The 19,588-nt window shown below is 72.7% G+C and carries 16 protein-coding genes; 9 read left to right on the top strand and 7 right to left on the bottom strand.

Translation table 11 applies throughout. The features are described 5' to 3' along the window. Positions 1–145 precede the first annotated feature (145 nt). A complete protein-coding gene (locus ACR68M_RS04365; RefSeq protein WP_441249059.1) occupies positions 146–1,324 on the top strand; it encodes a methyltransferase domain-containing protein in 1,179 nt (392 codons plus the stop codon). Positions 1,325–1,382: 58 nt separating this feature from the next. Here ACR68M_RS04365 and ACR68M_RS04360 read toward each other — a convergent pair whose 3' ends face one another. After that, positions 1,383–2,510 carry an alpha/beta hydrolase gene (locus ACR68M_RS04360; protein WP_441249058.1) on the bottom strand — a complete coding sequence of 376 codons (1,128 nt, stop codon included), beginning with the start codon at positions 2,508–2,510 and terminating at the stop codon, positions 1,383–1,385. Between the two features lie 328 nt (positions 2,511–2,838). Between ACR68M_RS04360 and ACR68M_RS04355 the strand changes: the two genes are divergently transcribed. From ACR68M_RS04355 to ACR68M_RS04340, 4 genes are read left to right on the top strand one after another with little or no spacing between them, the layout of a single operon-like run. Continuing rightward, complete coding sequence (locus ACR68M_RS04355) at positions 2,839–3,825, top strand: substrate-binding domain-containing protein (RefSeq protein ID WP_441249057.1); 987 nt, start codon at positions 2,839–2,841, stop codon at positions 3,823–3,825. Next, positions 3,822–4,862: an ABC transporter permease gene (locus ACR68M_RS04350; RefSeq protein ID WP_441249056.1), complete on the top strand. Its 1,041-nt coding sequence runs from the start codon at positions 3,822–3,824 to the stop codon at positions 4,860–4,862. Before ACR68M_RS04355 ends, ACR68M_RS04350 begins: the two co-directional genes overlap by 4 nt. After that, positions 4,859–5,653, top strand: a complete 795-nt coding sequence (locus ACR68M_RS04345; protein WP_441249055.1) for an ATP-binding cassette domain-containing protein — start codon at positions 4,859–4,861, stop codon at positions 5,651–5,653. The genes ACR68M_RS04350 and ACR68M_RS04345 overlap by 4 nt, the downstream gene beginning before the upstream one ends. Positions 5,654–5,694: 41 nt before the next feature. Beyond that, complete coding sequence (locus ACR68M_RS04340) at positions 5,695–6,750, top strand: ROK family glucokinase (protein WP_441251508.1); 1,056 nt, start codon at positions 5,695–5,697, stop codon at positions 6,748–6,750. A 22-nt stretch (positions 6,751–6,772) separates the two neighbouring features. On the opposite strand, the gene ACR68M_RS04335 is transcribed toward ACR68M_RS04340, so the two are convergent. Beyond that, positions 6,773–9,559: a PKD domain-containing protein gene (locus ACR68M_RS04335; protein WP_441249054.1), complete on the bottom strand. Its 2,787-nt coding sequence runs from the start codon at positions 9,557–9,559 to the stop codon at positions 6,773–6,775. A 196-nt stretch (positions 9,560–9,755) separates the two neighbouring features. Here ACR68M_RS04335 and ggt point away from each other — a divergent pair, with 196 nt between their 5' ends. The 3 genes from ggt to ACR68M_RS04320 all read left to right on the top strand — a co-directional run bounded on the left by ggt (position 9,756) and on the right by ACR68M_RS04320 (position 13,324). Continuing rightward, positions 9,756–11,546, top strand: coding sequence for a gamma-glutamyltransferase (gene ggt, locus ACR68M_RS04330; RefSeq protein ID WP_441249053.1), 1,791 nt, complete (start codon positions 9,756–9,758; stop codon positions 11,544–11,546). 97 nt (positions 11,547–11,643) lie between these two features. Continuing rightward, on the top strand, positions 11,644–12,441 hold the full coding sequence (locus tag ACR68M_RS04325; RefSeq protein WP_441251507.1) for an exodeoxyribonuclease III: 798 nt from the start codon (positions 11,644–11,646) through the stop codon (positions 12,439–12,441). A 160-nt stretch (positions 12,442–12,601) separates the two neighbouring features. After that, positions 12,602–13,324, top strand: coding sequence for a hypothetical protein (locus tag ACR68M_RS04320; protein ID WP_441249052.1), 723 nt, complete (start codon positions 12,602–12,604; stop codon positions 13,322–13,324). 21 nt (positions 13,325–13,345) lie between these two features. On the opposite strand, the gene ACR68M_RS04315 is transcribed toward ACR68M_RS04320, so the two are convergent. Both ACR68M_RS04315 and ACR68M_RS04310 read right to left on the bottom strand, forming a co-directional pair. Further along, positions 13,346–14,002, bottom strand: a complete 657-nt coding sequence (locus ACR68M_RS04315) for a lysoplasmalogenase (protein ID WP_441249051.1) — start codon at positions 14,000–14,002, stop codon at positions 13,346–13,348. Continuing rightward, positions 13,999–14,859 (bottom strand): sterol desaturase family protein, encoded by an 861-nt coding sequence (locus ACR68M_RS04310; protein WP_441249050.1) that lies wholly within the window; start codon positions 14,857–14,859, stop codon positions 13,999–14,001. The genes ACR68M_RS04315 and ACR68M_RS04310 overlap by 4 nt, the downstream gene beginning before the upstream one ends. Before the next feature lie 129 nt (positions 14,860–14,988). On the opposite strand from ACR68M_RS04310, the gene ACR68M_RS04305 reads away from it, so the two are divergent. Further along, positions 14,989–16,362 carry a DUF2398 family protein gene (locus tag ACR68M_RS04305; protein ID WP_441249049.1) on the top strand — a complete coding sequence of 458 codons (1,374 nt, stop codon included), beginning with the start codon at positions 14,989–14,991 and terminating at the stop codon, positions 16,360–16,362. 25 nt (positions 16,363–16,387) lie between these two features. On the opposite strand, the gene ACR68M_RS04300 is transcribed toward ACR68M_RS04305, so the two are convergent. The 3 genes from ACR68M_RS04300 to ACR68M_RS04290 form a co-directional block, all read right to left on the bottom strand. Next, the gene (locus ACR68M_RS04300) at positions 16,388–16,579 is read right to left on the bottom strand and encodes a hypothetical protein (protein ID WP_441249048.1); all 192 of its coding nucleotides are present in this window, start codon (positions 16,577–16,579) and stop codon (positions 16,388–16,390) included. Positions 16,580–16,614: 35 nt separating this feature from the next. Next, positions 16,615–17,724 carry a hypothetical protein gene (locus tag ACR68M_RS04295; protein ID WP_441249047.1) on the bottom strand — a complete coding sequence of 370 codons (1,110 nt, stop codon included), beginning with the start codon at positions 17,722–17,724 and terminating at the stop codon, positions 16,615–16,617. Between the two features lie 166 nt (positions 17,725–17,890). Continuing rightward, positions 17,891–19,573, bottom strand: a complete 1,683-nt coding sequence (locus ACR68M_RS04290) for a BCCT family transporter (protein WP_441249046.1) — start codon at positions 19,571–19,573, stop codon at positions 17,891–17,893. Positions 19,574–19,588 lie beyond the last annotated feature (15 nt).

Raw genomic sequence — 19,588 nt, 5'->3', positions numbered from 1 at the left:
TGGGCACAACCAGTCAGGGAGTGATCGTGATCCTTCGGAACGACGGTGGGCACGGGGGCGACCCCGCGCCGATCCAGCCGCCCGCACCACCGCCACCGCCGTCACCCGACGGCCAGAGCCCGCCCGGTGACGGGGGCCACCGCAAGTGAGCGAGACCCTCTCGGAGGGAGCGGGCCGCCTCGGCAGTGAGCTGGGGCGGGTCCTGCTCTCCAACGGTTCGATGGCGCCTGAGTGGGCGGAGACGTTCGAGGCGGTGCCCCGCGCGGCGTTCACACCTGATGTGGCCTGGGCGTTCGACATGGCCACCGGCCGGAATGCGGCGGTGGACCGCAGTGAGGCCCCCGACGCCTGGTCGACGGCCGTCGGCGCCGACGTACCGCTCGTCACGCAGTGGGACGACGGCGACCACACCGGCACCGACCCGGGCAGTGTGGCGACCAGCAGCCTGAGCATGCCGAGTGTGGTCATGTCGATGCTGGGCGACCTGGACGTGCGGCCCGGCATGAAGGTGCTCGATCTGGGCACCGGGCCGGGGTGGAACGCCGCCCTGCTGGCGCAGCGGATCGGCTCCCGGAACGTGGTCAGCGTGGAGGTGGACGAGTCGGTGTCGCAGCGGGCACGGCACAGGCTCACCCGCCACGGCCTCTGGCCGGAGCTCGTCACCGGTGACGGACAGCTGGGCTGGCCCAAGGGCGGTCCGTACGACCGGATCATCGCGACGTACGGAGTCCGGGACATCCCCCGCGCGTGGGTCCGGCAGACCGGGCCGGGTGGGGTGATCGTGGCGCCGTGGGGGACCGACTTCAGCGCGCTGGACGCTGTCGTCAGGCTGACCGTGGGCGACGGGAACGCGGCCTCCGGGCACTTCACCCGCATGGTGGAGTTCATGAAGGCCCGCAGCCAGCGGCTCGCCTTTCCCGAGCACGCCGCGTACGTGCCCGAGTTCCCGGGCGGTGCCGACGCGAAGCACCGGACGACGCTCGCGGCGGACGACCTCGGGGACCGGTGGTCGGTGCAGCGGTTCGTGATCGGCCTCGCGGTGCCGCACCTGACGCACGTCGCCCAGCAGCAGGGCGACGACACCACGACGGCGTGGTTCTACGGGCTCACCGACAGGTCGTGGGCGGCGGTGCGGTGGGAGCGGGCCAGTACGACCGTGTACCAGGCGGGCCCCCGGCGGCTCTGGCAGGCCGTGGAGCGCGCGCTGGCCTGGTGGGAGCGGCAGGGCAGGCCGGAGCTGACGCGCTTCGGCCTGACCGTGGAGTACACGCGCTGCACCCCGTGGCTGGACTCCCCGGACAACCCCGTGCCGCAGCAGCTCTGAAGCATGGCACCTCAACAGCACAGCGCCCCGCCCGGTACAGACGGGCGGGGCCGGCGGGTCAGTGCTGGGCGGGGATGAGGGTCGACAGCCACTTGAAGACCTCGGGGACCATCGGGCCCCAGACGTCGCTGCTGTGGGCGCCGGAGGTCTCCTGCACGGTGACGGTGGTGGGGGCCTTCGCGGCGCTCTTCAGGGCCAGGCCGCCCTCGTAGCCGTCGCCCTTGTTGCCGCTGATGAAGAGGGCGGTCTTCGGCGGGGTGGTGGCGCTCTTGAGGATGTTGAGCGGGTTGGAGATCTGCCGCAGGTGCGGGTCCTTCGCGGTGAGCGACTTGTCCTCGGCGGCCGGGTCGTTGTAGCCGGAGAGGCTGATGCCCGCGCGGTAGCGGTCGGGGTGCGACAGGGCGAGCTTCGCCGCGCAGTGCCCGCCGGCCGAGTAGCCGGCGACGGCCCAGCGGTCGGGGGAGGGGTCGACCCGGAAGTTGTCCAGCATCATCTGCGGGACGTCCCGGGAGAGCCAGGTGTCGGCGTTGACCTTGCCGGGCACGTTGGCGCAGCCGGTGTCGGCGGAGTTGCCGAGCAGCAGCGTGCGCGGCGACATCAGGATGAAGGGGGTGACCTGCCCGTCCTGCATCAGCGGCTTGAGCCGCTCGGAGACCTTGAGCGTGCCGTACCAGGTGCTGGAGGAGCCCGGCCAGCCCGGCAGCAGCTCGACGACCGGGAACTTCTTGTCCTTGTACGCCGGGTCGTTGTACTGCGGCGGCAGCCAGACCAGCACCTCGCCGTCGACGCCGGAGACCCGCCCCTGGAGCTCCGTCCGCTGGACGTCGCTCGGCACCACCGGGTCGTCCACGCTCTTGAACTGCTGGATCACCTTCGGCTCGGTCTTGGCGTCGTTGCTGCCCGAGGCCCCGTGGGGGTTGTCGGCGGGGATCTGCGGCACCGCCCGGATGTGGTTGCCCGTCCCGAGCAGGTCGTCCCAGCTGCCGTAGATCAGGTTGGCATTGTTGACCATGACGAAGACCGTCGTCACGGCCGTGATCTGGGCGAAGAGGATCATCACGAGTCTGGCGAGGAACTGGACGGGCTTCGGCCCGCGCACCCGTCCCCACAGCAGCATCGCCACCGCGATGGAGAGCGGTACGAGGACCACCGTCAGGATGAGGAAGGGGGTGCCAGTCAGTTGCATCAAGTTCTCGTATCCGGGTCGCCAGCCGACCGGGCCCCACTTGCCCGGTACGCATTCAATGAGGTCAGACGGTGTCGAACGGGTGATCAGTTGCCAGCGACCGGAAAAGGAAGCTGAGAGGAACATCACGTTTTTCTGAGAATCGGCTGTACAGCCGTATCCAGTCTGCCATCCGGGCCGGGAAGTCCGACGGACGGCCCCAGGGTTCTCCCAGCGAGTCGGCCGGACGCCCAGGCCTCCCGCAGCCGACTGTCAGATCGTCAGACTCCGCTCACCCGCCCGGCGGTGCGCAGCGGCGCCACCGCCCCCGGCCCCCGACACTGGGACAGTGAAACGTACCGCAGCGCTGCTGCTGCTCCTCGTACTGGTGGCCGGATGCAGCAGCACGGGCGGGCTCCGCGCCGAGCAGGCCCGGACACGAAGCTCGGCCGGAGCGGGCGGGGCCGTGGACACCCCCCGCTGGCGGGTGGCGATGGTCACCCACGCGGGGGCGGGCGACGCCTTCTGGGACACCGTCCGCAAGGGCGCCGAGCAGGCCGCCGCCAAGGACAACATCACCTTCCTCTACTCCAACGACGCGCAGACCCAGGGGCAGGTGCAGCTCGTCCAGGCTGCCGTCGACCAGCACGTCGACGGCCTGCTGGTCTCGCTCGCCAAGGGCGACGCGCTGGCCGCCGTGCTCGGCAAGGCGAAGGTGGCGGGCATCCCGGTGATCAGCATCAACTCGGGGGCCGAGTTCTCGGCGAAGTTCGGCGCCCTCACCCACATCGGCCAGGACGAGACCACCGCCGGGCAGGCGGCGGGCACCGCCCTGACCGGGCGCGGGCGGCACGCGGCGATCTGCGTCATCCACGAGCAGGGCAACGTCGGGCAGGAGCAGCGCTGTGCGGGCGCCGCCGCGACCTTCTCCGGCAGCCTCCAGACCCTGTACGTGGACGGTGTGAACCTCCCCGACGCGCGGGCCGCGATCGCCGCGAAGCTCCAGGCCGACCCGGCGCTGGACACCGTGCTCACGCTCAGCGCCCCGCTCGCCGCGACCGCCCTGCACGCCGTCCAGGACGCCCGCCGCCCGGTCGAGACCGACACCTTCGACCTCGGCACCGACGTGGTCGCCGGGCTGCAGGCCGGCACCGTCGGCTTCGCCGTGGACCAGCAGCCGTACCTCCAGGGCTACCAGGGCGTCGACCTGCTCTGGCTCCACCGCTACAACCTCGACGCGCTCGGCGGCGGCAAGCCGGTGCTCACCGGCCCGCAGGTGCTGACCAAGGACGACGCGGCGGCGCTGGCCCGGTACGTGGCCCGGGGCACCCGGTGAGCCCGGCGGGCGCGCCGCCCGACCTGCTCACCGCTGAGCCCCGGGTGCGGCGGCGCAGGGCCCGGCCGGAGCTGGGTGCGCTGCTGGCGGCCGTCGCTGTCTTCCTGTTCTTCTCCGTCACGGCCGACAGCTTCCTGCGGGCCTCTTCGATCGGCACCGTGCTCTACGCCGCCTCGACGATCGGGATCATGGCCGTGCCGGTCGCGCTGCTGATGATCGGCGGCGAGTTCGACCTCTCGGCGGGGGTGCTGGTCACCGCCGCCGCGCTGACCTCCTCGATGGTCTCCTACCAGCTGACGGCCGTGACGTGGGTGGGCGTGCTGGTCTCGCTCGTGGTGGCGCTGGCCGTCGGGGGCTTCAACGGCTGGGTGCTCAGCCGCACCAGGCTGCCCAGCTTCATCGTCACCCTCGGCACCTTCCTGATGCTGACCGGCGCCAACCTCGGCGTCACCAAGCTCGTCTCGGGGACGGTCAGCACCAAGCCGATCGGTGACATGCAGGGCTTCGAATCCTGCCGCCTGCTCTTCGCCTCCGAGTTCACCGTCGGCGGCCTGACCGTCAAGGCGACCGTCTGGTGGTGGCTCGGCCTGGTCGCGGCGGGCAGCTGGGTGCTGCTGCGCACCCGCTTCGGCAACTGGATCTTCGCGGTCGGCGGCGACGCGGCCGCCGCCCGCGCGGTCGGCGTGCCGGTCGCCCGGACCAAGACCTGCCTCTACCTGGGCGTCGGCTTCTGCGCCTGGGTGCTCGGCCAGCACCTGCTGTTCTCCTTCGGCACCGTGCAGTCCGGCGAGGGCGTCGGCAACGAGCTGATCTACATCGTGGCGGCGGTGATCGGCGGCTGTCTGATCACCGGCGGCTACGGCTCCGTCGTCGGCTCGGCGCTCGGCGCGCTGATCTTCGGCATGACCAGCAAGGGCATCGTGTACGCGCAGTGGAACCCGGACTGGTTCAAGTTCTTCCTCGGCGCGATGCTGCTGCTGGCGGCCCTGCTCAACAGTTACGTCAAACACCGCGCGGAGCGGGGGCGAGGGCGATGACGCTGCTCGAACTGGAGGGCGTGGGGAAGACGTACGGCTCGGTGCGGGCCCTGGAGGACGTCTCGCTGACGGTCGAGCGGGGGCGGATCAGCTGCGTGCTGGGGGACAACGGCGCGGGGAAGTCCACCCTCATCAAGATCATCGCCGGGCTGCACCGGCACGACGAGGGCCGCTACCTGATCGGCGGCGAGGAGGTACGGCTCGACTCGCCCCGGCAGGCACTGGACCGGGGCATCGCCACGGTCTACCAGGATCTCGCCGTGGTGCCGCTGATGCCGGTCTGGCGGAACTTCTTCCTCGGCGCGGAGCTGGGCGGTCCGTTCCGCCTGGACACCGCCCGGATGCGGGAGATCACCCGGGACGCGCTGGCCCGGATGGGCGTCGAGCTGGCCGACGTCGACCAGCCGATCGGCACCCTCTCGGGCGGCCAGCGGCAGTGCGTGGCGATCGCGCGGGCGGTGCACTTCGGGGCGGAGGCGCTGGTGCTGGACGAGCCGACGGCCGCGCTCGGCGTCAAGCAGTCCGGGGTGGTGCTCAAGTACGTCGCGGCGGCCAAGGCGGCCGGGCTCGGCGTGGTGCTGATCACCCACAATCCGCACCACGCATATCTCGTCGGAGACCACTTCACGCTGCTGCGACGAGGCAGGATGGCCGGTAGCCACCCGCGCGCGGAGATCAGCCTCGAACGGCTGACCACCGAGATGGCGGGCGGCTCCGACCTGGCCGAGCTCTCCCACGAACTGGCCCGGCCGGACGACCGCAGCGACCCGAAGGAGCGACCGCCCCAGTGACCACGCCCAAGCCCACCACGCGGGTCACCGCCCTGCCGACCCTGCTGGGCATCGGCCCGCGCGCCGAGCGCCGCCGCCGGGCCCTGCCCGCGAGCCTGCTGCGGCTGCCCACCGTCGGCATCGACATCGGCGGCACCAAGGTGGTCGCCGGGGTGGTGGACGGCGAGGGCAAGGTGCTGGAGAAGCTCCGCACGGACACCCCCGACAAGAGCAAGAGCCCCAAGGTCGTCGAGGACGTCATCGTCGAGCTGGTGCTTCAGCTCGCCGACCGGCACGACGTGCACGCGGTGGGCATCGGCGCGGCGGGCTGGGTCGACGCCGACCGCTCCCGGGTGCTCTTCTCACCCCACCTGAACTGGCGCAACGAGCCGCTGGAGGAGGCGCTCAGCCAGCGCCTGCGCTTCCCGGTGGTGGTCGAGAACGACGCCAACGCCGCGGCCTGGGCGGAGTGGCGGTTCGGCGCCGGGCGCGGCGAGGACCACATGGTGATGCTCACCCTCGGCACCGGCATCGGCGGCGCCGTCGTCCGCGAGGGCTTCGTCGACCGGGGCAAGTACGGCCTGGCGGGCGAGTTCGGCCACATGCAGGTGGTGCCCGGCGGGCACCGCTGCCCCTGCGGCAACCGGGGCTGCTGGGAGCAGTACTCCTCCGGCAACGCCCTCGTCCGGGAGGCCCGCAGCCTGATCGCCGAGGAGTCCCCGGTGGTCGAGCCGCTGCTCGCCCGCGCCGGCGGCACCCCCGACGGCCTCACCGGCCCGCTGATCACCGAGGCCGCCCAGGCGGGCGACGCCGTCGCGGTCGAGCTGCTCTACGACATCGGCACCTGGCTGGGCGTCGGCATCGCCAACCTGGCCGCCGCCCTCGACCCCGGCCGCTTCGTCATCGGCGGCGGCGTCTCCGAGGCGGGCGATCTGCTGATCGCGCCCGCCAAGGAGGCCTACCGCCGCACCCTCAGCGGCCGGGGCTTCCGCCCCGAGGCCCAGATCGTCCACGCGGCCCTCGGCAACGATGCCGGCCTGGTCGGCGCCGCCGACCTGGCCCGCCAGGTCGCCCGGCGCTTCCGCACCATCAAGCGGCACCGGGTGGAGCGGGTCTAGCCGGTCTGGGCGGTCCAGTTGGTCACTTGGTGAAGTAGCCGAAGAGGTCGGCGACGACGTGGGTGGTGCCGGCGAAGTTGTAGACGTCGAAGGCGCCGTTGGTGCCGAGCGGGGTCGTGACGTGGTTGGGGACGGTCTTTCCGGCGAGGAAGTTGAGGTTGGAGGTGCTGGGCCTGGCGGCGCCGTCGGCCCAGACGGTCAGGTAGCCGCCCGCGGTGGGTGCGGTGCCGGTGATGTTGAGGACGGCGCCGGTGGAGCCGGCCGGTGCGCCGGAGGGCACGCTCAGGACGCCGCCCTGGCCGAGGGCGGTGTGGCCGGGGGTGCGGGTGTCGACCAGGCGGGTCGGGGCAGTGGGGACGAAGAGCGAGGAGCCGGACGGGCTGTAGTAGCCGAAGACGTCGGCGACCACCTGGGTGTGGGTGGAGTGGTTGTAGAGCGAGACCTTGCCGTCCGCTCCGATCGGCACGATCACCTGGTTGGCGACCGTCTGCCCGGCGCTGAAGTTGAGGTTCGAGGTCCCCGGGCGGTCGGTGCCGCTCGGGTAGGCGGTGAGGTACCCGGCCGACGCGGCTTCGGTGGTGGTCAGGTTGAGCACCACGGCCGTCGCGTCCGCCGGGACACCGGCCCGGCCACGGATCGGGAGCGAGACGGTCTCGCCGTTGCCGACGCCGCCGGTCGGGCGGGTGTCGAGCAGCCGGGAGGGGTCGAGGGCGGTGAAGCGGTTGCCGCCGCTCGGCGTGTAGGTGCCCATCAGGTCGACCACCACGTCGGTGCTGCCGGAGAAGTTGTAGATCGTCACCCGGCGCCCGTCGCCGACGGGAGAGGTCACCAGGTTCGGGACGTTCTGCTCGGGGGTGAAGTTGACGTTCGAGGTCGCGGGCCGGCTGTTACCGGTGGGGTAGACGCTGAGGTAGCCGGCCTGCGAGGGGGTGACAGCGGTGACGTTCAGGACGGCCGCGTCGCCCGTCCCGGGGATCGTCACGTCGATGGACTGGCCGGCGCCGAGCCGCTGCCGGGTCGATCGGGTGTCGAGCAGGCGGGTGGGCGTGGCCGGGGTGTAACCCATCGGCTTGTAGGCGACGTGCAACGAACTGGTGACGCTCGCCGTGCGGCCCATCTCGTCGGTCTCCGTCAGGGTGACCTGGTAGTCACCCGGCTTCTGGTACGAGTGGCGCGCCGTCGACGGGGAGATCTCGCCGACGGTGCCGTCGCCGTAGTCGATCCGGTACGAGTGGACCGGCCAGGGGCTGGCCGTGACCCCCGCTACGACGGCGAACTGCAGGGGGCCGCCGCCGAGTTCGTACGGGGCGGCCGTGATCCGGAGGTCTGGGACCAGCGGGCCCGGGTCGGTGATCTCGACCGTGGCGGTGTTCTGCGAGGTCCAGTTGACGCCGGTGCCGGCCGCCGTCGCCGTCACGGTGTAGCTGCCCTTGACCGTGTAGAGGTGCTCGGCCTGGGGGTCGGTGCTGACGACCGGTGCGCTGCCGTCGCCGAAGTCGAAGGTGTACGTGGTGGTACCGGGCCAGTTCTGCCTGATGTTCACCGCCGCCGTGATCTTCTGCGGGTGTGGCGCGCGGTAGATGTCGAGCTGGAGGTACACGGCGGCGTACGCCGGGAGTTCGCCCGCCCCCCGGTCGTAGTAACCGTCGCCACCGAGGCCGGTGTTGGCACGCTGCGGGTCGTCCACCCGGGGGTTGCCGTTGAGGTCGGTGTCCAACTCGCCGGGCGCGGTCGCGTCCGCCGAGTCGGTGGCGCCGGAGGCGGCCGTCGGTGTGAACCCGTCGGGCAACGAGGTCGGCTGGACGCCCGGGGCGCCGAGCAGGTCGTGCGTGCCCTGGCCGGTGGCCGCCGTCAGTTCGGTCGGGGTCTTGAACGTCTGCCCGCCCCAGGAGTACGCCGAGCCCTTCGGGTCCGTGAGGTTGTAGTCCAGCTTCGTCCCGGCGCGGGAGTCGGCCGAGACCGACAGCTCGACATCGCGCGAGGGGTCGGGGGCGGTCGGGGTGCTGGACCGCATCACGATGTTGTTCTCGACCGTCGCATGGTCGGAGCCACCCACCAGCGCGACACCGATGCCCCCGCTGTTGCTGACGGTGTTGCTGGTGATCACCGTCCCCGGCGCGTCCGCCACCCGGATGCCCACCGGGCCGTTCATCGCCACCCCGTTGGTGGTGATCACCGTGCCGGTCACGCCCGGGTCGACGACGATGCCGTCACCCAGGCTGTGCGCGACGGTGTTGCGACTCAAGGTGAGGTCCTTGCTCGCGCCCGTCACCCGCAGTCCGGGCCGAGGGCCGCCTGCCTCCCGCATGCGCCCGGTGGACTTGACCTCGTTGTGGTCGACCACGACCCGGGTCGAGCCGCTGACCAGGATGCCCTCCTGGGGCGTGCCGAAGACGTGGAAGTTCTGCACCGTCACGTCGTGGACCTGGTCGAGGACGAAGCCGTGCAGGAGATCGGTGTCCATGTTCAGCGCACTCTGGCCGACCTGAACGTCAGGACCGGCGGCCTTGACCACGATCGGCCGCCCCGGCTCGCCGGAGTGCGTGAGCCGCACCTGCTCGCGGTAGTACCACCCGGCGACCAGCACCGTCTGCCCCGCCCCTGCGGCGTCCACCCCCGCCTGGATCGAGCAGAACGGCTGCGCCTGGCTGCCCGAGCCGGAGTCGCTGCAGGTGGCGGCGGTGTTGTCGACGTACAGCGTGGAGGCTGTCGCGGCGACGGCGGGCAGCGACCACCCCACCCCCACCAGCCCGGTCGAGGCGACGACGACTGCGGCGGCAAGTCTTTGACGACGGCGTGCAGATGACATGTGAAGATCCCCCCGTGGTGTGGTGTGCGCGGTGGCGCAGGTGAGGTTGTAGCACCATCCGGCCCACCGCACCACGGGAAATCCTCGCGGGCCCGTCAGTCGAGCGGCAGGCAGGTGGCTTAGTCGGTGCACGGCTGTTGTGGCTGCAACGGAACCCGAGTAAGAACGGGGAGTTGACGCTGCCTCAGGAGGCCCGATGAATTCCTTGGCCCGACTCACCCCAGCACTCGCTCTCGCCGCAGCACTGGTCGGCTCGGCCGTGGCGCCCGCCCAGGCCGCCGACGGGCTGACGCCCAAGTCGCCGGAGGCCGTCGGCTACGGCGGCGCCGTGGCCAGTGTGGACGCCGACGCCACCGCCGCCGGGATAGCGGTGCTGCGCAAGGGCGGCAACGCCGTCGACGCGGCCATCGCCACCGCCGCCGCGCTCGGTGTCACCGAGCCGTACTCCGGCGGGATCGGCGGCGGCGGGTACTTCGTCCACTACGACGCCCGCACCGGCAAGGTCTCCACCCTCGACGGCCGGGAGACCGCCTCCCACACCGCCGACCAGTCGCTCTTCCTGGAGAACGGCAAGCCGCTGGCCTTCGCCGACGCCGTCACCAGCGGCCGTTCGGTCGGCGTGCCCGGCACGGCCGCCATCTGGAACGAGGCGCTGCGGCTCTGGGGCACCCGCTCGCTCGGCGACATGCTCAGGCCCGCCGAGAAGATCGCCGACCAGGGCTTCGTGGTCGACCAGACCTTCCAGGACCAGACCGCCCTCAACCAGGCCCGGTTCAAGGACTTCCCGGCGACGAAGGCGATCTTCCTGCCCGGCGGCGCCCTGCCCGTCGTCGGCAGCAGGCTGAAGAACCCCGATCTCGCCGCCACCTACCGCGAGCTCGGCCGCAAGGGCGTCCAGGAGTTCTACCGGGGGCAGCTGGCCACCGACATCGTGAACACCCTCCAGCACCCGCCCGTCGACCCGGCCTCCGGCCGTAACGCCCGGCCCGGCGCCGTGGACACCACCGACCTGGCGAACTACCGGGTGCACCAGCAGCAGCCCACCCACGTCAGCTACCGGGGCGACGACGTCTACAGCATCGCGCCCTCCTCCTCCGGCGGGACGACCATCGGGGAGGCGCTCGGCATCCTCGGCCACAGCGACCTCGCCGCCCTCGGCCGGACCCAGTACCTGCACCGCTTCCTGGAGGCGAGCCGGATCGCCTTCGCCGACCGCAACCGCTGGGTCGGCGACCCGGCCGCCGTCGACGTGCCGACGAAGGAACTCCTCTCGCCGGCGTACGCCGCCGCCCGTGCCTGCCTGATCGACCCGGCCCACGCCCTGACCAGCCCGCTCGCCCCCGGCGACCCGCGCCACCCTGCCGCCTGCGCGAGCAGCGGCCCGGCGGTGCCGGAGACGTACGAGGGGCCCAATACCACCCACCTCACGGTCGCCGATTGCTGGGGCAACGTCGTCTCGTACACCATGACGATCGAGCAGACCGGCGGCAGCGGGATCACCGTGCCCGGCCGGGGCTTCCTGCTCAACAACGAGCTGACGGACTTCTCCTTCACGCCCGTCGTCCCCGGTGTGCCGGACCCGAACCTGCCCGGCCCGTCCAAGCGCCCGCGCTCCTCGATCTCGCCGACCATCGTGCTGCGTGATGGCAAGCCGTTCTTCGCGGCCGGCTCGCCCGGCGGGGCGACCATCATCACCACCACCCTCCAGGTGCTGCTCGGCCGGATCGACCGGGGCCTGAGCCTGGAGCAGGCCATCGCCGCGCCGCGCGCCAGCCAGCGCAACTCCGCCACCACCGGCGCCGAGCCGGCCTTCCTGAACGGCCCCGACCGGGCCGCCCTGGAGGCGCTCGGCCAGAGCTTCGTGGACGCCGGCGAGATCGGCGCCGCGACCGGCGTCGAGCGGCTGCCCGACGGCCGGTGGATCGCCGCCGCCGAGCCCGTCCGCCGGGGCGGCGGCGCGGCGGCGGTGATGTGGCCCGCGCGCTGACACCCGCTGTCGGTGCCTGACGGTATGTTCGGGGTGGGCCAGGCCTTCGGGTCGGCCCACCCCGTCCGTACGTGTGGGAAGGCCGTCCGTCGTGACCATTCGCGTCGCCACCTGGAACATCAACTCCGTCACCGCCCGGCTGCCCAAGCTGCTGGAGTGGCTGGGCAGCGCGGAGCCCGACGTGCTCTGCCTCCAGGAGCTCAAGTGCGCGACGGACGCCTTCCCGTTCGAGGCCGTCCGCGAGCTCGGGTACGAGACCGCCGCCCACGGCACCGGCCGGTGGAACGGCGTCGCCATCCTCTCCAAGCTCGGTCTGGAGGACGTCGTCAGGGACTTGCCGGCCCAGCCCGGCTTCCTCGCCGACGACGCCCTGCTGTCGACGGTCGAGCCCAGGGCGATCGCCGCGACCTGCGGGCCCGTCCGGGTCTGGTCGGTGTACGTGCCGAACGGCCGCGAGGTCGACCACGCCCACTACCGCTACAAGCTGGAGTGGTTGGAGGCCCTGCGGCTGGCCTCCGCCGAGGACGCGGCCGGCTCGCGCCCGTTCGCCGTGCTCGGCGACTTCAACGTCGCGCCGACCGACGAGGACGTCTACGACCCGAAGGTCTTCGAGGGTCAGACGCACGTCACCCCCGCCGAGCGCGCCGCCCTCGCCGCCCTGCGCGACGCCGGGCTCCAGGACGTGATGCCGCGCCCGCTCAAGTACGACCGCCCCTACACCTTCTGGGACTACCGCGCCCTGGGCTTCCCGAAGAACCTCGGCATCCGGATCGACCTGACGTACGCGAACAAGCCCTTCGCGGACGCCGTCACCGACAGCTACGTCGACCGCGAGGCGCGGAAGGGCAAGGGCACCTCCGATCACGCGCCGGTCGTCGTCGACCTTGGGCTGTGACCTTGAGCTGTGCCCCTGCTCGAACGGGTGTCCAGCGGTGGCCGGGTGGAGTAGGGGTGCCTAGCGTCAGAGGTGACAGGGCGTAGCCGCTCGATCACGCGGACGACGGAGTCCCCGGCTGCGCCCGAGAACCTGGAGGTACGCCATGGGCCTCACGCGGATGGCAACAGTCGCCCTGCTGGGCGCGGGCACAGTGGCCGGAGCCCCGCTGCTGGGCCTGGGGTCGGCCTCGCCCGCCAGCCCGGCCAAGGACGTCCAACCGGCCTGGGTCAGCCCGGCCGAGGCCGCGCCGGAGCAGAGCGTCACGATCAGCGTCACCTGTGACACCAGCTCGGCGAAGACCATCACCGCCAACTCGCAGGCCTTCTCGACCGGCTCCGCCACGCTCACGGTCGGCCCCGACGGCAAGTACAGCGGCACCGCCCGGCTGGCCTCCAAGGCGGAGTTCGGCACCAAGGGCCCGGACAAGGCCGGCAAGGGCTCCAGCTGGGGCATCGACGGCAGCTGCCCGAACGGCGACACCTTCACCGGCGCCGTCGCCGTCGAACTCGGCGCGGAGGGCCACGCGAGCCCCGGCACGGCGCCGGACGGCCACTCGGGCTCGTCGTACGGCTCCGGAGCGGCGGCCGGGTCGTCGGGGCCGTCGGGGTCCTCGGGGTCCTCGGGCGCCGGTTACGGCTCAGGCTCGGGTTCAGGCCCCGGCTCGGGTTCCGGTCCCGGTGCGGCGGAGCAGTCGCCGCACGGCGCCGTGCACACCGGCCTCGGCGGCTCGGTCGGCAGCGCGGGGCCCGGTCAGCTGGCCACCGGCGGTGCGCTGGTCGCGGCGGGCGTGGGCGGGTTCTGGCTGCTCCGCCGACGCGGCGCCGCCGACGCCGAGGACTGAGCGGCGCCCCGCCACCGGGGGCTACTCGTCGGTGCTCGCGTGCTTCAGGGTGCCGCTGGCCAGCAGGTACTGGGCGACCACGTAGGTGGCCATGATCCAGAACTCGTGGCCGGGGAGCTCCTTCCACTCGGCCAGCTGGGTCGCGATGAGCGTGTCGGAGAGCAGGAAGAGGCCGCCGCCGAGGCCGGCCCGCCAGTTGATGCCGGCCGAGGTGACGGCCGTGGATGCCAGCAGCAGGCTGTAGACGGCCACGGGTATCTTCAGCTCGCCGAGGCCGGGCCAGAGCTGGCTGATCATCCCGGCCCAGGCGGCGCCGTACGCGGCCGCGACGACCGCGCTGCGGCGGCGGTCGGTGAGGGCGCCGCGCTTGACGAACATCGTCACGTAGCAGACGTGGGCCGCCGCGAAGGAGCCCATCCCGGCCAGGAAGGCCGTCTCGCCGCCGAGCTGCAGCGCGACGTCGCCGCCCGCGCTGAGCAGCAGGGCGGGGGCCAGCAGCTTCGGCGCCTTCTCGGCGGTGGCCAGCGAGTGCGCGGCGAGCAGCGGCATCAGGGCGGGCTTGGTGGCGTGCTGGAGCACACTCGCACCGGTGACGATCGCGCCGAGGTGGGCGGCCGAGGCGGCGGCGTAGCCGGAGAGCAGGCCGCGGGCGGCGCGCAGGCGTCGGGTGATGGTCATGCGGTGGTGCCCTCCGGGCGGTCGGTGGGGCCGGGCTGCCAGCCGGGGCCGTTGGTGAGGTGGCGCAGGCGGTCGCGCCAGGTGGTGGCCTTGGCGAGGTCGCGGGCGATGGAGGCGTACTCGTGGGTGGCCACGCGCAGCGGGTTGAAGGTGTCGAGGTTCTTCGTCAGGCCGTAGACGGGCCGGGTGGTCTCGGGGGTGAAGGAGCCGAAGAGCCGGTCGAAGACGATCAGGATGCCGCCGAAGTTGCGGTCCAGGTACCCGCCCTGGGAGGCGTGGTGGACTCGGTGGTGCGAGGGCGTGTTGAAGACGTACTCGACTCCGCGGGGGAGCCGGTCGATCCGCTCGGTGTGGATCCAGAACTGGTAGACCAGGTTGGCCGAGGAGCAGAAGGCCAGCGCGGCCGGGTGGACGCCCGCGAGGATCATCGGGACGTAGAAGACCCAGGTGGTGGCGCTCGTCCAGGGCTGGCGCAGGGCGGTGGAGAGGTTGTAGTTCTTGCTGGAGTGGTGCACCACGTGGCAGGCCCAGAGGATGCGGATGACGTGGTGGCCGCGGTGCGACCAGTAGTAGAAGAAGTCCTGGGCCAGCAGCATCAGCGGGACGGTCCACCACAGCACGGGCACCCGAAGCGGCGTCAGCTCGTACAGCGCGGAGTAGATCAGCGCGATCGGGATCTTCCACCCGGCGTCGAAGAGCAGGCTGCCGATGCCCATGGAGAGGCTCGTCGCGGTGTCCTTCTTCGTGTAGCCCTGCTCGTCGTCGTCCGGATGGAACCGGTAGGAGACGACCTCCAGGACGGTGAGCAGCACAAAGGCGGGTATCGACCAGAGCACCACATTGGGCAGGTTCGGCATGACCGTGACGATAAGCGACGGGCGGCCGGACGGGGAAGGGGTTGTTACTGGTGCGTAGCCAATTTCTGACCAAGCCTGGCGGGTGAGTGCCGGTGGCGGGCACGGGCAGCGTCTAGTCTGGTCCACGACATGGAGCAGCACGAGTACGCGACCGGCCCCGGGGAGGGGCGCGGGGGCGTGACAGGCGGGCGCGGGGCGGGGGCGGGGCAGCTCACCGCCGCCGTCTGTGCCGACGTACACGCGAGCGGCCTGGCCGACCGGTTGGCGGCGGCGGACGCCGAGGCCGCGCACGAGCTCTTCACGGCGGCCTTCGGGCTCTACGGCGCGAGGCACCTCGGGTGCGTGGCGGGCTTCGCCGAGGCCGGGGTCAGCTGGTGGCACGGGCCGACCGTCGGGTCGTCGGGTGGGCGCCGCGTCCGGGAGAAGGGCCTGCGGCGGGCCCCGCGGGAGGACGCGCGCGGCGCGGTCGTCACGGTGGGGCGCGGGCGGCACCGCAAGCCGGAGCGCTCGCCCGGCTGCACCCCGCACGAGATCGCGGTCGAACGCCGCACCGCCGCCCGCCTGCTGGTGGCCCATCCGCTGGTCAGCGAGGCCGGGCCGCACGGCGCCGGCTTCCCGTTGATCCGCCGTCATGCCGACTGGCTCGCCGAACGCTTCCTGACCGTCCTCGGCTACCCCCTCACCATCGGCCACGCCTACGCCCGCCTGCACAAGGCCGGGCTGCCCGGCCGTGGCCTGCCCGGCTTCGGGCCCGCCGGGTACGCCTGCCTGGTGCGGGCGCTGTCGGCGCTGGCCGAGGGGCGGGAGGCCGAGCTCGGCGAGCCCGGGGTGCGTCAGTTGCTGGCCGACTGGCGGGTGCTGACGCCCGGCGGTGTCGACCGCGAGCTGGCGCGGGCGCTCGGCCCGCTCGCCGCGCCGCCCGCCACCACCCCCGAGCTCTCCGTACGCCGCAGGCTGGCCGAGACGCCGGTGCTGCTGCTGGACGAGCTGACGGCGCCCGAGCGGTCCTGGCTGTTGGGCCGTCAGCAGGCCGAGGCCGAGCTGTTCGCGGACTTCCTGGGCCTGGAGGCCGAGATCCGGGCCGAGGGGATGGCCCTGCTGGACCCGGCGGACGAACTCACCGATCTCGCCCTGCCCGGCACCGGCACGCTCGCGCAGGCCGCACTGCTCCTGGTCGAGCGGCTGGTGGAGGAGCTGCGGCCGCTGCCCGAGGAGGCTGCGCCGCCCGCCGTGCTCATCCCGGACGCCCTGATAGACGGCGCGCTTGGTGACGTCACCGACGAGCACGGCGAGGGCTGGAGCCGGGACTACCTCGCCGACCTCACGGCCTTCCGCCGTGACGCCCTCGACCTGCTGCACCGGATGCAGCTGATAGCGCCCGCCGGGCGGGCCTGGGTCCTGCGCGCCCCGGCCGCGAGGTACGCGCCGCAGGCCGAGCTGGACGCCGGACCGGGCCCGGGGCGGCACTCCCGCCGGGTCGGGGCTCACGACCCCGGACGCTGACCGACGGTGGCTCGGCGGCGACGGCTCAGCGGGGGGTGATGGCCACGGCGACGGTGGTGTCCTGGGCGACGGTCTCGACGGTGGCGGCGACTCCCAGGCTGCCGAGGGCGATCGAGGCGGCCACGGCGGCGCAGGCCAGCAGGCGGCGGTGCCGTTGGGGGAGCGGGAAGCGCTCCGGCGGTGGGGCCGGGAGGCCCGCGACGGGTTGGGCGTTCATGTCAGAGAGCATTCCAGTGCGGTGTTAAACGACGACTACGCGTGGGTGAAGTCTGGGCGGGGGCTGAGCGTCGGGACATCGGCGCAGGTGGCGGGGGTGGTGCGCCGGACGGGTAGCAACAGCCGGGGGAGGCAGGCGGCCAGCAGCTGCTGGGCCATGCCGTAGAAGAAGATCGGCAGCAGCACCGCCGGGTGCCCGCTGAACTGGCTGCCTGCGAGCGCGGCGGCCGCGCTGGTGTTGTTCATGCCGGAGGCGAGGGTGAGGGTCGCCGTCCGGCTCTGCCCGGTGCGGGCCCGGCAGGCGGTCAGCCAGCCGGTCAGGAAGGGCAGGGCGCAGACGACGCTGCCCGCGAGCAGGGCCAGGCCGACCAGCCGGGGCTCGGGGCGCCGGCCGATCTCGCCGAAGACCCCGGCGGCGTTGAGGAAGGTCAGCCCGAGGGCGTTGGCCAGGCCGGTCAGCCGGAGCCAGGGCAGGGCGGCGGCGCGGGCTCGGCCGCCCGCCAGCCCCCGGGTGAGGCGGCGGGCGGCGAGCCCGGCCAGGCAGGGGGCGGTGACCCAGAGGGCCATGAACCCGCAGGTGCTGTCCGCCTGCGCGAGCGAGTCGAGCACCTGGCGCGGCCCGCCGCTCTCCGGCCCCTCGGCCAGCACCAGCCCGAGCGGCACCGTCAGCGGGCTGGCCAGCGTGGTGGCGAGCACCAGGCCGACGCCGAGCGGGCCGTCGGCCTGCGCCTTGGCCCCCCAGGTCTGGGCGGCTCCGGCGACGGGCATGGTCGCGGTGAGCGAGAGGCCGACCACCAGCCAGAGCGCCTCGCGCTGGTCCGGCCAGCAGCCCGCCGCCCGCTCGGCGCCGAGCAGCACCACCATGCGCAGTAGCAGCGCCACCCCGAGCCCGCTGAGCAGCAGCCCCGGCCGGAGCAGCACTCGGCCCAGCTCCGCAGCCCGGACCTCGAACCCGCCGATGAACATCGCCGTGAGCAGCATCAGCATCGGCGGGGTGACCCCGGCGGCCGGGTGGCAGTGCCGGACGGCGGCGCCGAGCCCGGGGAGTGCGCAGCCGAGGCCGCAGGCGAGCAGGGTGGCGGCGGCGAGGTGGGCGCGCAGGGCGCGGTCGGTGGTGGTCGCGGTGACGGCGGTCGGTAAGGGCATGGTGCTTTCTCGGCAGGTCGGACGGGTGGGCCGCCCGCAAGCATGCCACTGATCTGACTGTCTGTAATGCTGTGTCGCTGTCCGTAGTGGGAGGCGCCGGGGTCGTCCGGTCAGGCCGGGCACGGGACATCCCGGGCCCGGAGGGTCGTCCGCGACCTGTCCGGTTTCACTCGGACGGGGGAGGTTGGCGCCCGGCGCGCTGGCTCGCCATGGCCTCGCCGACGGCCACCCGGACGGCGTCGCGCATCCCGTGGGTGGGGTGGAAGCGCGACGGTCCGGCCGCCGGGTCGGTCCGCAGCTCCTTGACCAGGGAGACGCAGAGCAGCAGCATCACCACGACGAACGGCAGGGCGACCAGGATGGTGGCGTTCTGCAGGGCCGTCAGCCCGCCGGCCAGCAGCAGGGCGGCCGCCACCCCGCCCATCAGCACGCCCCAGACCACGACCAGCCCGGTCTTCGGGTGCAGGGAACCCCGGCTGGAGAGCGAACCGAGCACCAGGGAGGCGGAGTCGGCGCTGGTGATGAAGAAGGTCATCACCAGCAGGACGGCGACCACGCTGGTGACGCCGCCCAGCGGCAGGGCCTTGAGCATCTCGAAGAGCGAGGCCTCCGCGCCGCTCGGGATGGTGCCGACGAGGTCGGCGATGCCGGTGGAGTCCAGCCGGATCGCGGTGCCGCCCATGACGCAGAACCAGATGACGGTCGCGCCGCTCGGCACCAGCAGCACGCCGAGCAGGAACTGACGGATCGTACGGCCGCGCGAGATGCGGGCGATGAAGGTGCCGACGAAGGGCGCCCAGGAGAGCCACCAGGCCCAGTAGAAGATCGTCCAGGAGCCGAGCCACTTCTCGTCCGTGAAGGCGCCGGTCTGGGTGGCCATCGCGGTCAGGTCGCTGAGGTAGCCGCCGACGGTCGAGGGGATGGCGTCGAGCACGTAGATCGAGGGGCCGAAGACGAAGACGAACAGCATGATGATGCTCGCCAGCACCACGTTGGCGGTGGAGAGCCACTTCACGCCCTTGTGCACGCCGGAGAACGCGGAGAGCACGAAGGCGGCGGTGAGCGAGCCGATGATCACGAGCTGCACGTTCTGGGTGTTGCGGACGGAGGAGATGTAGCCCAGCCCGTCGGCGACCTGGAGCGCGCCGAGGCCCAGGCTGGTGGCCGAGCCGAAGACGGTCGCGAAGACGGCGAGCAGGTCGATCGCCCGGCCCGGCCAGCCGTCGGCGCCCCGGGTGCCGATCAGCGGTACGAAGGCGGCGCTGATCCGGTTGCCGCGGCCCTTGCGGAAGGTCGTGTAGGCGAGGGCGAGGCCGCCGACGGCGTAGATCGCCCACGGGTGCAGCGTCCAGTGGAAGAGCGAGAACTCCAGTGCGGACTGTGCGGCGGCGGCGGTCTGCGGGTCGATGCCGGAGCCGGGCTGCGGCGCCGCGTACAGCTGGAGGGGCTCGCCGACGCCGTAGAACATCAGGCCGATGCCCATGCCCGCGCTGAACATCATCGCGACCCAGGCCAGCGTGCTGAACTCGGGCTCCTCGTCGTCCCGGCCGAGCCGGATGCGGCCGAAGCGGCTGAGGGCGAGCAGCACGGTGAGCACGAGGAAGACGTCGGCCGCGACGACGAACAGCCAGCCGAAGTTGTGCAGCACCCACCCGAGCGCGGAGCTGGAGGTCCGCCCCAGGGACTCCTTGGCGAAGACGCCCCAGGCGACCACCCCGAGCACCAGGGCGGCACTGACACCGAAGACCACCCGGTCGGTGGGCAGGGTCGCGTGCGGCTCCTCGGTGCCGGGCGGTGGGCTGCCGGGCGGTGGGTCGGCGGGAGGCGGGTCGGCGGGCTGGCTGCTCATGGGACTCCTGCTGAC

The sequence above is a fragment of the Kitasatospora sp. McL0602 genome (assembly GCF_052076145.1).
Classification (GTDB): Bacteria; Actinomycetota; Actinomycetes; order Streptomycetales; family Streptomycetaceae; genus Kitasatospora.
The sequence above is the reverse complement of the archived record's forward strand: the minus strand, read 5'-3'. Positions and strand labels throughout refer to the sequence as shown.